The organism is Pseudoflavitalea sp. G-6-1-2, assembly GCF_012927185.1.
Lineage (GTDB): Bacteria > Bacteroidota > Bacteroidia > Chitinophagales > Chitinophagaceae > Pseudobacter.
Genome location: NZ_JABBGB010000003.1, coordinates 1,202,595 through 1,214,473 on the forward strand (window position 1 = coordinate 1,202,595; position 11,879 = coordinate 1,214,473).

An 11,879-nucleotide genomic window follows, 5' to 3' on the forward strand; every position below is an offset into this window, starting at 1 on the left:
GATCAATTCTACCGGATGGAAAAGGCAAAAATCTGCTAAAAACGGGGCAGTTTTATGACTTTTTTTTCAAATTTCTTCGCTGAAAAAACGCCTCCAAAACGAATAATTATTGCCAGTTTGACATATAAAATGAAAATCTCCGTAAGAGTCGGGCTATGCCCATTTGCCGGATTTATGATTTCCGGCAGCTGAAAATTACCCGTTGAGCAGGAGATATTTTGGATCTGACCGGTATGACTGATCTATCAACCCGACAGAAAAATGTCTAAGAATCTGCCAATCCCATTGCCTGATTTCTCCTTAATTCCCCGAAATAATATGATTTGGCGACAGCAATTTCCTTCTGGTTTTTCAACATCGTTTTCAAAAAAGATGGACAATCTTGCACAGTTAATTTTTATCATGTGTGGGAGTATCTACCGACAGCACCCCAAAATCCGAGCAGTTTTTTCGACCTGATGGGCCCATTTTTCCGGGAGCTTTCCTGGCTGTGTGGCACAAAAAAACACCATGCTTTTGAGTGAAAATTCCGGCATCGCCGATGCCTTTTCCAGATCGGAATGGAAGCGGATCCTATCCGTAGACCGACCCCTGGTTTTTGAAAACGGGGCCTCCGGGCAAAAAAAATCCGGCGGTTGTCCGCCGGAAAATTATGTGTGAAACAGGAGCAAAAAATCAAAAACTGAGCTTCTGTTTCCGGGTGTAATTGATCGGGTAATTGATGAAAATTCCGCTGCGTCCAATCTTCGCATTTCCCTCCAAACGGAGCAGCACTTCCTCGGAACTGAGGTTTTGAAGAAAGCCGATTCCCACCGTTGCCATGTCGATCGTCAGCTTCACCGGCACCAGAAAAGTATCCTGTTTGGGAATTTTCAGGGTGCTGTCGAATGTGGATTTTCCGAGGTATTTGTCGTTCACGAAAACGTTCACTTCCGCTTTTTTCATGGTCAGCGGGTAGCGGTTCGGATTGAAATATTCCACGTCAACTGCCACCGTCGATTCCTTCCAGCCCATGCTCAGCACCTTCACATTACGGATTCCGAGATAATCTAAAGAAGTAGGTTTTGCACATCCTGACCATCCCAACCAGAGGAGTGGGAGCAGGAGCCACCAGGGCGTTTTTTTCATGCGGGAGATTTTATGGAGCACAAAGTAGGGGATTAATTTTTTCTGCCAAAAAACGGTTGTACATTTAAGATTTTGTTTGCTAATTCCTTTAGAAAAATACAGTGCAGAAATGGCAGAACGCTGAAAAACAGCCAACTACTAAATTTAGTATTCAAATTTAATTGTAAGTAGCTATTTATAAATGCAATTATGTGGAATAATGATGATTTAAATCAAAAGAAAAAAGTAGAAAAAATGAATGCATTTACCCTTTTTTCTTTCAAGATTCCACAGAATATTGCAAAATGAAACAAAGATGAAGTTAATAATTGATTGTCAGTATTTTACACCGGTTATCTTACACCAGATTTCTACAGATTTCACACATATTGTTTTTGATGCATATGATCGCTATCAGAAAGTGAGTTTTCGCAACCGGGCGGTGGTGCTTGGTGGCAACGGTGAGATCATGCTGAGTGTTCCCCTGATCGATGGCCGGGAACAAAGACGACCGATGAAGGATGTCCGCATCGCCAATAATGCCGACTGGCAATCCCAACATTTCAAGACCCTCAAGAGCTGCTATAACCGCTCCCCCTGGTTCCAGTTTTTCGAGCACGAGCTGCTTGCTTTATATGAGAAAAAATTTGAATGGCTGATGGATTGGAACCTGGCCTGCTGGGAATGGTCGGTGAAGAAAACCGGTGGTACATTTACTACGGAAATCACCGAAAGCTATCAGGAGGAATATGATCCCGCAGAGTGGCTCGACCTCCGGAACCGGATCCGGGTGCAAACCCTCAATCAGGATTTTCCGAACCCCGTGAAGTACAATCAGGTCTTCGAAGACCGACATGGATTTGTACCCAATTGCTCCGTTCTCGACCTCATTTTCTGCGAAGGAAAAAATGCCCGGTCGCTGCTGATGAAGGCACAAAAACAGCTGTGAAAAACCGGGGTTGGTGAAATATCCGACTACAGGTAGTATGGCAAATAATCAATATATTTAGTGTAGAGCCGGGTCCTTAATACCCGGCTTCTTTTTGCTTGCATGGCTAAAATCCAACTACTGATCCTACTGCTGACTGGCTGCTATTTTGCCCATGGGCAGGACTTCACCAATAAGGGTAAAGAGTTCTGGCTGGGCTTCGGAAACCATCAGGATATGTACACGGCCAGTAAGCCGATGATGGACATTTATATTACTTCCGAAACAGACACAAGGGTAACGGTTGATGTACCCGCACTGGGTATCACAATCGGTACCTACAATGTGAAGGCAAATAAAATTACTGAGGTAACCAGCTTCCCCGATCTGTTATGGCTGGCCGAAGAAGGAGTGAGTGGTAAGGGTATTCATATTGTTGCCGAGCAACCGGTGGTGGTGTACAGTCAGATCTTTCTTGCCCAGGCTTCGGGTACTTCTTTATGTCTTCCTGTCAGTACTTTAGGTAGCGAATATTACTCCGTAAACTTTACTCAGGCAGCAAATACGGGCCCTACGAACGCTACGTCTTACAGCTATTTTTTTGTGGTGGCCACCTCGGATAATACCAGGCTTGAAATCAAACCGGCCGCTACGGCTTTGAATGGTTCGATGGTTGCCGGACAAACGTATACAGTCAACCTGAACAAAGGGGAGGTTTTCAATTATCTCAGCCGGACCGATCTCACCGGTTCGATGGTTCGTTCCGTAAATTCCGGAACGGGTTGCAATAAAGTAGCGATGTTTTGCGGAAGCGGAAAAATCGGGATTGGATGCAGTGGTGCCGTCCAGGGCAGCGACAATCTGTTTCAGCAGATGTATCCGATGGTAACCTGGGGTAAAAAATACCTGACGGTTCCGAGTCTCACAAGGCCGAGGAATTTTTATCGGGTCATCCGTCCTGATCCATCCATTCAGGTTAAAGTGGATGGCGTGCAAATTCCGGGCAGTTCATTTATTAATAATTTTTATTATCAGTTCGACGATTCGAATCCGCATTTGATTGAAGGGAACGGACCGATTGCAGTTGCTCAATATTTTACTTCCAAAAACTGCGGCGAGCCGACCGGGAATGGAGATCCTGAAATGATTTTTCTGAATCCTGTAGAGCAGGTGCTTAATCATACTGCGCTCCCAACTATGAGAATGGGGACTACAGAGTTCCGGCATCACTACTTTAATGCTGTTGTAAAAAACAACCCTGGTATCATCAATTCCTTTACCATCGATGGTATGAATGTCTCTGGTTCATTTCGGCCGCATCCTGCTGATCCTGCGTATGCATATGTGCAGCTTGAAATAGGAGCAGGCGCTGAGGCAGAACCAACTTCTCATGTTATCAACTGTGATTCCGGGTTCAATGCTATCGTCTACGGATTCAGTGAAAACGAAAGCTACGGATACTCCGCCGGTACCAATCTCTCCGACCTCTATCAATACATCACCGTTCAGAACGATCACGGAGCCGTCAACTTCCCGGCAGGATGCAAGAGCAGTCCGTTTTCCCTCGCCATGACCTTCCCATATGAACCCACCCGCATCCAATGGATTTTCGGACCCAGGCTGAACGCGATGGGGGTGCGGGACAGCATCATCAATAACCCGGTCTTCGATTCCAGCTGGACACTCGACGGAGGGCTCACCCTCTATCGCTACAAACTTAAACGTCCCGATAAAGTAGCTGCCACCGGAACCTATCCCATCCGGGTAAAAGTGATAAACCCTACTTTGGGCGGATGTTCAGGTGAACAAGAGTTGGGTTTTGATTTTCAGTTGTTTGATAAACCTGTCGCCAATTTCAATTTTACGCATGCCGGATGTTTTACAGACGATGTAATGCTCGTCGATAATGCAATTCCAAAAGGGCGGCCCGTCAACAATTGGTATTGGGGAATGGGCAATGGCGCTACTATTTTAAAGCAATCATCTCCTGCATACCGATACCCGGATGCCGGTACTTACACTATCAGCCACGCCGTGATCACCGATATCGGATGCACGTCTGATACTATCAAAAAGGACATCACCATCTATGCACTTCCCGAAGCGAAGTTTGAACTGAAAGATGCCCTCTGCGAAAAAGCAGCGGTGCGGATGGTTAGTCTGAGCAATGGCTTTGGAGTTCCGATCAATAACCTTACCTGGGATTTCGGAGACGGGAACACCGGTGCCGGTACTCAGGTAACACATACTTACGAGACTACAGGACCTCAAACCATTAGCCTGCAGGTAACAACCGCCAAAGGATGCAAGAGCCCGGTCTATGTTCAACGGCTTGCAGTAAACGCTTCGCCGGTGGTGGATTTTACGCTGCCGGCGATCTGTGTGCTCGATCCTGCATCGTTCAGAGATGCCAGTACCATCTCCGATAATTCGGCTTCCCGGTTCAGCTGGCTCTGGAAATTCGGTGACGGCAATACGGCCACCGATCAGCACCCCGTGTACAATTATGCCAATGCCGGCGATTATCAGGTGGCCCTTACGGTTAAATCGGGAGATGGGTGCGCCACTACGCTCACCAAACCATTTACCGTTAATGGGGTGGTGCAGGCCGCCGATATTGTGGTGGATGCCACACAGAGTTTCTGTGCCAATCAGGAACTGGTTATCAAAGATGCCAGCCGCATTGAAAGCGGCCACTTACTGAAAACAATCGTCTGGTGGGATTACGACCGCGATCCTGGTCTCGGATTTACCGATGCAGAACCCGTTGCCGGTAAATCATATGCGCATCAATACAGTGATTTTGGTACTCCTCCAACAAATAATTACAAAATTGTATATCAGGCGTATACCGGTACTGCCTGTTATAAAAGTGTAAGTAAGATCGTTACCCTCAAATCGAGTCCGCTGATTGTTTTTGGCTCCCTGCCTGCGGTCTGTGAAGATGCTGCTCCGCTGCAAATTCCTGCCCGCGAAAGTCTTGGTATTGGTGGGACCGGACTGTTCACCGGACCGGGAGTAAGCGCTTCCGGACTCTTCGATCCGCGGTTAGCCGGCCCCGGCCGTCACGATATCACTTTTAGTTTCCGGTCGCCAAACGGATGCAACGCATCCACCACTCAGGTGATGCAGGTAAACCCTTCGCCGAAGGCAGATGCCGGTCCGGATAAAGGCGTACTTCCCGATGGCTTCGTATTGCTGCAGGGTGGTGGAACCGGCGATGGTTTGCGATACAGCTGGTCGCCCGTTGCCACACTCAACGATCCCTTCCGGGCGCAGCCCACGGCCGCTCCGAAAGAAGATACGAAGTATACACTCACTGTTACCTCACCCGAAAACTGTTCGGGGACCGACGAGGTGCTGGTGAAAATATTACCTAAGATAGTAGTGCCTAATGCCTTCACTCCCAATGGAGACGGCATCAACGATACATGGGTGTTGCAGTACCTCGAAACCTATCCGAACTGTACGGTGGATGTGTTCAACCGCTATGGTCAGCGCGTATTCACTTCCGTTGGATATGGCCGCCCATGGGATGGAAGAACCAATGGCAACCTGCTTCCGGCAGCCACTTATTACTGGGTGATCAATCCGCGAAACGGTAAAGACGTACTCAAGGGATCGGTCACCATCATACGATAACCGAATAACATGAAGCTGATCTGTAGCTTTTGCCTTATGATAATGCTCACCGGTCTGCGGGCGCAGCAGCTGCCGCATTACAGCCAGTACATGCTGAATCAGTACATCATCAATCCGGCGTTAACGGGCATCGAGAATTATATCGATGTGAAGGCCAGCCATCGCCACCAGTGGGTGGGCATCGACGGTGCGCCCGTAACCACTTACCTCAGCGCACATGCGCCGATCGGCAAGAAAGATTTCCGTACATCCGCTACAGGTGTTCGTATTCCGGGAGAGAATCCGAGAGGAAAACAATGGTGGGAAGATTATACGGCGTCGGAGCCGCATCATGGCATCGGCATTCAACTGATCAATGATAAAACCGGACCGCTAAACCGGTTCTCAGGATATCTCACCTATGCCTATCATGTCGGCATCAGCGGAAAGACCAGTCTGGCAGCGGGTTTCGGGGCAGGACTCACCAACCTGAGGCTGAATACCGATAAACTGAATTTCGGAGTGATCACACCGGTGGATCCGGCTGTGTATGAGAACCGGTCCCTCAATTATATCAGGCCCGATTTTACAGCGGGATTATACCTGTACTCGGCATCTTATTTTCTCGGTCTTTCTGCGCAGCAGATCATCCCCCAGAAAATAAAATTCTCCGACAATGCCGTGAGTCCGGCAGATGGAAAGCAGGTACCGCATGTTTTCGCAACGGCAGGCTACCGTTTTCTGCTGACCGAAGATTTCAATTGTATGCCTTCGGTGATGGTGAAATACATCAAACCACTGCCTGTGCAGGCCGATCTGAATGTGAAGCTGCAATACCACGATCTCGCGTGGATAGGCGCCAGTTACAGAACAGGGGAGGGTTTTGCCGCCATGCTCGGCATGAATATTTCCAGCTCACTCAATATCGGATACGCATACGATTATACTACCACGCGACTGAATACCGTGAGTAAGGGAACGCATGAGATCCTCATCGGATTCATGATCGGCAATAAATACGGGAGCTGGTGCCCGAAGAATGTTTGGTAATAGAATGGAATTTAGATGTCGACCACTTTTTTGCGAACCTTCGCCTTCATCTCAGGCTTGATGTTCTCCAGCAGTCTTTCTTCTATGATCTCCTGACGGAGCTGATCGCGCTCTGCTACCTTGCGTTGACGCTGACGCTGGTAGTTTTCCAGTTTCTTCTGCCATTCGGCCTGTGCTTTGGAATACATGGCTGCTTCTTCTTCGGCATTGCCCTGCGCGTATTGGCTAAGTCTCAGGCAGGTGATTTCGAGGAAGGCTTTCTGGAGTTCTTTGCGGATCTCGGTGCCGCTCATTTTTACGCCTTTGTCAGACAATTCGCGTTCGAGTTTGGGCCAGTCGATCTGACGGAGAGCAGCCATTGCTTTTTCCATTGCCTGGCGTGCCTGCAGTTGTGGGGAAACAACAGGGTACTCTTTGGGAGTGGTGGAATCCTGCATGTACTGATAATAAAAAGTACGGGCAGGTACATACGCTCTGATCTCGGCAGTGTACACCGGAGCGGGATCAGGAGCGGCCGCCGCATAGCTGATCATGGTATAATCACGTTGATCGAAATTGTTGTTAACCTGTATGTTCAGCTGTGTTTCAACGGCTTGATGATGTTCGATTTTTGATGCAGCCTGAATGTCGTAGGCCAGTTGCAGAATTCTTTCTGCATCATCTGCACTCAGTTCAACCAGCGAAGGCATCATGTCGGGGTTGATGCTTTCTTCTTTTTTGCAGGGTTTTTTCTTGCCCGCCTTGCATACCTGATGATCGGATTTTTTATCTTTTGCAGCAGGTGTTTCGAATTTCACCTGACGCAGATCTCCGTTGTTATTGAAAATATACGGATATACTTTTTTCACAATCACATTGCCAGGGTTGTATAATCCGATGAATCCGAAAGTGAGGGCGGTGAGCAGATAGGCGATCATGCGCTGGCTAACGGGTGTGCTCACCTGCGGCTGCTGCAGAATGCGTTTTACGCGATGCAGCAGTACGGGCGTTTTACTTCCGGTGGCAGCAACGGCCAGATTGCAGCCGGGTGCTGTGCGCTGCTGTTCGAGAATCAACAGGGAAGTGGCATATTCTGCGGGGTCGTAGCGGAACTGGAGTACCAGGTCGTCGCAGCTGTTCTCGCGTTCTTTGCGGATAACATTGGAGAGCCATTTCGCAAAGGGGTTGAAGAACAATATCACTTCCACACAGGCCATCAAGATATTGATGAGGTAATCGTTGCGTTTGATATGTTTCAGCTCGTGCAGCAGAATGGCTTCTGTCTGTTTGATGCTGAGGTGGTTCACGATGGCCAGAGGCAGCAGTATCACGGGTTTCCAGAAGCCCATGGTCATGGGTACTTCAACGGCTGAAGAAAGCCGGAGTACCACATTCTTTTTGATGCCCATATGTGCGGCGGCCTGCTGCAGAAATACGCGCAGTTCAGGAGCGGCCTTAACGGTCTGGACTTTCAGTATCTGTTGAGTCTGACGATATCGGTGATAGAAACGAATGAACAACCAAACCGCTGCCAGCAGGTAAGCCATGCTCAGCAGGGGAAGGGCCGATTCGATGAGACGTGAAGTGTGTGAGAACAATCCGAGTGAAAGCTGTTCGTCGGGATAGAGCGAAATCACGGCGGGGGCGGAAGCTGCATTGTAAAAATGCATGGCCAGCGTGATCATAAACCAGACTGCACCTCCGGCCAGCGACAGCAGCGCGATGGTATGTCGCTGACGCGATTCGTACTTTTTGCCGTTGCCGGTGAGGATCACATAAACCAACCACAACAACCCCATCTGCCAGAGGCTGTCGATCAATGACCATCCCAATGCCTTCAGGAAAGCGGACTGGTACACTTCATTCATGCGTCTATTGTTTTTTCAGGTTGTTGAGCATTTGCTGAATGGCCTCCAGTTCTTCGGGGGAGGCTTTGTGATTGCCGAGGGCCTGCATCACCATGGCGGTGGGAGAGCCACCGAACAGGGTATCGATCATTTTGCCAACGAGATGTTTCTGCGTTTTTTCCTTGCTCACGGTTGCCTGATAGATATGCGTTTTGATGCTGTCATCCCTTTTCACCAGCCCCTTCTCGTGCATGATCTGCATCAGCTTGAGTGTGGTGGTGTAACCGGCTTCCTTGTTCTTGAGCAGCTCTTCGTGCACTTCGCGCACGCTGGCTGTTCCTCTGTCCCACAATACCTGCAATATCTCCAGCTCGCTCTCTGTGGGTTTGATAGGTTTTGTATTTGCCATAACCAATGGAATGATTTGCCCCAATATACGATATCTTTCGTAACAAAATGTTAAGATGCCCTTACAATTTGTATAATCAACATGATAAAAAGAAGGAGAGATTGCCCGGACGGAGGTATTCCGGGCTAAACGGCGGGAGGGGGCGCGATCCGATAGTTATCCGACTGTTATCCGATGATCAGGCGTAGGTATCCGATGGTTAACCGACCGGGAGCCGAAGATCAGCCGACTATTAGCCGGAGATATCCGATGATCAGCCGGAAGATATCCGGCGATCAGTCATTCAATAAGTCCAGTATCCCTTCATTATTGATGATCAGCATACCCTGCCTGTCTTCCGTAATGCCCCTTTCCAGCTTATACGGATAGCGCGGATGCAGCCCCTCCATTATAGTAGGCATATAAACAAACTGAATATTGTTCTTTCCTTTCAATGCTTCTCCTACTTCTATAATATGTGTAGATACGATGAACAGGCAATCCCTGTAATCTGCAAAACCTTCCGTCACCGCCAATGTACCATCATAGGCGTCTTTCACATTGGTGCCTTTGAAAAGCTCATCAAACATGAGCAGTAACCGCTTACCACTGGCAGCGGCTACTGCTGCTTGTTTCACACGCACAACTTCTGCATAAAAATGGCTATACCCTAATCCGATATTATCGGCAACATTGATGCTTGAGTACAAACCTTCCCTTACGGAGAACTCCATAAAACTGGCCGCTACCGGAAAACCCATATGAGCGAGATAGAAATTTATACCGATGGCTTTCATCAGGGTGGATTTACCGGCCATGTTGGCGCCGGTTAAGAACAGTACATTGGAGTTGTTGTCCATTTTCAGATCATTTCCAATGGCACGATCCACGCAGGGGTGGGCGAGGTTCCTTGCTTCGAGTTTGTTGATGGTGGGCGGCAGGGCCGTGGCGTAATGGAATCCCCGGCTTGTTGCAGTATTGCCTACTGCAATGTTCACATCGAGTTCATTGATGAATTCATTTACGTTCAGCAGCTTTTCTTTCATCCGGCCTTTCAGCAGGTATTCATAAAAAGCGAGGGTACTGGTGGGAAGTGCCTGATAGATATCGATCAGGCGGAGCCGCTCCAGCTCCGGTGTTTCCAGAATGCTTTTGATGGCACGGAACCTGCTCTGGAACGGACTTTCAATACCGGCTAGCGGCTCTATGAACTGATGGCATTTGTTCAGGGTTACGATGGTAGCCTGCAGCCCCTGCATCATTTTTTTATAGCGTTCGTCGCGGGTAATGGACGAGAGCAGTTTTTTTATCAACGTGGCTGCCATTACCAATGCCTTATTTTTGCCGGACTCCGTATCCAGAAATTCACGCATCAGCGTTAGTTGAGCTGCATCGAACGGGAAACTCAGTTTTTGTTGCTGGAAGAATTGAAAGATGCTGCTGCGCTGATTGATGGCCTGCGCATCCTGCAGGGGATTGCGGAACATATGATCCAGCAATTGCTCTCCGCCACGGGTCTTTACCTGAGCAAATAATCCATACACAGAACCCTGGCGGAACTTGCCGAGGATATTCAGTTCTTCTATTGTTTGTTTGTCGTTGTTAAACATGGCGTACAGGTGTTTGAGCATTTGTTGAGGAGGTACTTTCTTTTTTTCCTTTCTCCAGAATATCGAGAATGCCTTCATTGCGGATGATGATCATACCGTGACGATCATCAGTGATACCACGTTCGAGCTGATAAGTGTATTCAGGAACATGGCCCTTCATTCGGGTGGGCAGGAATTGAAAATCTACATTGCTGCTGTCTTTCAGCTGCTCACCCGCTTCCACAATGTGAGAAGACACGATGAACAGGCTGTTGCTTTTACGGGTAAATCCTTTGATCACTGCAACAGTTGCTTCATGCGCGTCTTTCACATTGGTGCCGCGGAACAGCTCGTCGAAGAGGATGAAGAACGAGCCGCCGCTGCTGAGTTCCTGCGCCATTTTTTTTACGCGTAGTACTTCCACATAAAAATGGCTGGCGCCGATACCGAGGTTATCAGGAAGGTTCACGGTAGTATAGATCCCATCGAGTACGGAAAATTCCATCGAAGTGGCTGCCACAGGAAAGCCCATATGCGCAATGTAGAGCGCCGTGCTCAACGATCGCAGGAAGGTGGATTTGCCGGCCATGTTAGCTCCCGTGAGGAACAATACATTTTTGCCGCCATTCATCTGCAGATCGTTGGCTACGGGCTTTTTGAGTGAAGGATGATACACGCCCTTCACATTCAATATGGCCTGTCCTTTTTCCAATGCCTTCGGGAAAATGAATTTCCGTTCCAGCGCTGTCATCGCAACAGACATATACACATCGAGATGATAGATGGCTTTGAGCAGTTGCTGTATCTTTTCTCTTTCGGCTATACGGAAGAGTGAATCGAATGCAGTAACCGCACTATAGGACAGCCGGGCTTTTTCCGATTCTTTGAGTGCAGGTTCAAATGCCGGAGCAGTGATGAGGTTGTTGATCGCTTCCCGTTCCGCATCATAATCTGGAATTGCTATGATCTTTGGTTGCTCAATAAACGCAAGTGTAACCCTGAAAATTTCAAGGATGGCATTAACGCCGTTTTGAATTTCTTTTTCGCCTAACGTCATCCGGTTGCCCTTTGCTTTCATTTCTTCTTCCGTATGACTCAGGTATTTCTCTGCCGTATCAAAAATGGAAGTATGATAGGGGAACGGTATGTTCAATCTCGCAAAACTCCCGATGATGCTGCTTCTGCGATTGATGGCGTCTCTGTCCGACAAAGGCTGGCGAAACAGTTCGCCCAGCAGCGTTTCGCCTCCGCGCGTATGCACATGGTTATAAATATCGAAGATGCCTCCACCGCTCTTCTTTGAAAATATTTCCAGATCACTGATGGTCTGGTCGTCTGTCCGAAGTAGGTTCATTGCAGGTATTTTTTAT

8 protein-coding genes are annotated in these 11,879 nt (G+C 48.3%); 3 read left to right on the forward strand and 5 right to left on the reverse strand.

From position 1 onward, the window contains the following. Nucleotides 1-675: 675 nt before the first annotated feature. A complete protein-coding gene (locus tag HHL16_RS22295; RefSeq protein WP_169427545.1) occupies nucleotides 676-1,128 on the reverse strand; it encodes an LEA type 2 family protein in 453 nt (150 codons plus the stop codon). A 295-nt stretch (nucleotides 1,129-1,423) separates the two neighbouring features. On the opposite strand from HHL16_RS22295, the gene HHL16_RS22300 reads away from it, so the two are divergent. From HHL16_RS22300 to HHL16_RS22310, 3 genes are all read left to right on the forward strand, one after another. After that, nucleotides 1,424-2,056, forward strand: coding sequence for a WbqC family protein (locus HHL16_RS22300; RefSeq protein ID WP_169427546.1), 633 nt, complete (start codon nucleotides 1,424-1,426; stop codon nucleotides 2,054-2,056). Nucleotides 2,057-2,158: 102 nt separating this feature from the next. After that, nucleotides 2,159-5,677 carry a PKD domain-containing protein gene (locus HHL16_RS22305; RefSeq protein WP_169427547.1) on the forward strand — a complete coding sequence of 1,173 codons (3,519 nt, stop codon included), beginning with the start codon at nucleotides 2,159-2,161 and terminating at the stop codon, nucleotides 5,675-5,677. Nucleotides 5,678-5,686: 9 nt separating this feature from the next. Then, complete coding sequence (locus tag HHL16_RS22310; protein WP_169427548.1) at nucleotides 5,687-6,706, forward strand: type IX secretion system membrane protein PorP/SprF; 1,020 nt, start codon at nucleotides 5,687-5,689, stop codon at nucleotides 6,704-6,706. An 11-nt stretch (nucleotides 6,707-6,717) separates the two neighbouring features. Here HHL16_RS22310 and HHL16_RS22315 read toward each other — a convergent pair whose 3' ends face one another. The 4 genes from HHL16_RS22315 to HHL16_RS22330 all read right to left on the reverse strand — a co-directional run bounded on the left by HHL16_RS22315 (nucleotide 6,718) and on the right by HHL16_RS22330 (nucleotide 11,863). Further along, complete coding sequence (locus HHL16_RS22315; protein WP_169427549.1) at nucleotides 6,718-8,553, reverse strand: M56 family metallopeptidase; 1,836 nt, start codon at nucleotides 8,551-8,553, stop codon at nucleotides 6,718-6,720. 4 nt (nucleotides 8,554-8,557) lie between these two features. Next, the gene (locus tag HHL16_RS22320; RefSeq protein ID WP_169427550.1) at nucleotides 8,558-8,941 is read right to left on the reverse strand and encodes a BlaI/MecI/CopY family transcriptional regulator; all 384 of its coding nucleotides are present in this window, start codon (nucleotides 8,939-8,941) and stop codon (nucleotides 8,558-8,560) included. A gap of 275 nt (nucleotides 8,942-9,216) precedes the next feature. After that, the gene (locus tag HHL16_RS22325) at nucleotides 9,217-10,608 is read right to left on the reverse strand and encodes a DNA mismatch repair protein (protein WP_240966291.1); all 1,392 of its coding nucleotides are present in this window, start codon (nucleotides 10,606-10,608) and stop codon (nucleotides 9,217-9,219) included. Further along, on the reverse strand, nucleotides 10,523-11,863 hold the full coding sequence (locus HHL16_RS22330) for a DNA mismatch repair protein (protein WP_169427551.1): 1,341 nt from the start codon (nucleotides 11,861-11,863) through the stop codon (nucleotides 10,523-10,525). Before HHL16_RS22330 ends, HHL16_RS22325 begins: the two co-directional genes overlap by 86 nt. Between the last annotated feature and the right edge of the window lie 16 nt (nucleotides 11,864-11,879).

Excerpts from the sequence above, each read along its gene's own strand:
- HHL16_RS22320 (WP_169427550.1), bottom strand. The coding sequence starts at position 8,941 with ATGGCAAATACAAAACCTATCAAACCCACAGAGAGCGAGCTGGAGATA.
- HHL16_RS22330 (WP_169427551.1), bottom strand. The coding sequence starts at position 11,863 with ATGAACCTACTTCGGACAGACGACCAGACCATCAGTGATCTGGAAATA.
- HHL16_RS22300 (WP_169427546.1), top strand. The coding sequence starts at position 1,424 with ATGAAGTTAATAATTGATTGTCAGTATTTTACACCGGTTATCTTACAC.
- HHL16_RS22305 (WP_169427547.1), top strand. The coding sequence starts at position 2,159 with ATGGCTAAAATCCAACTACTGATCCTACTGCTGACTGGCTGCTATTTT.
- HHL16_RS22295 (WP_169427545.1), bottom strand. The coding sequence starts at position 1,128 with ATGAAAAAAACGCCCTGGTGGCTCCTGCTCCCACTCCTCTGGTTGGGA.
- HHL16_RS22315 (WP_169427549.1), bottom strand. The coding sequence starts at position 8,553 with ATGAATGAAGTGTACCAGTCCGCTTTCCTGAAGGCATTGGGATGGTCA.
- HHL16_RS22325 (WP_240966291.1), bottom strand. The coding sequence starts at position 10,608 with ATGAAGGCATTCTCGATATTCTGGAGAAAGGAAAAAAAGAAAGTACCT.
- HHL16_RS22310 (WP_169427548.1), top strand. The coding sequence starts at position 5,687 with ATGAAGCTGATCTGTAGCTTTTGCCTTATGATAATGCTCACCGGTCTG.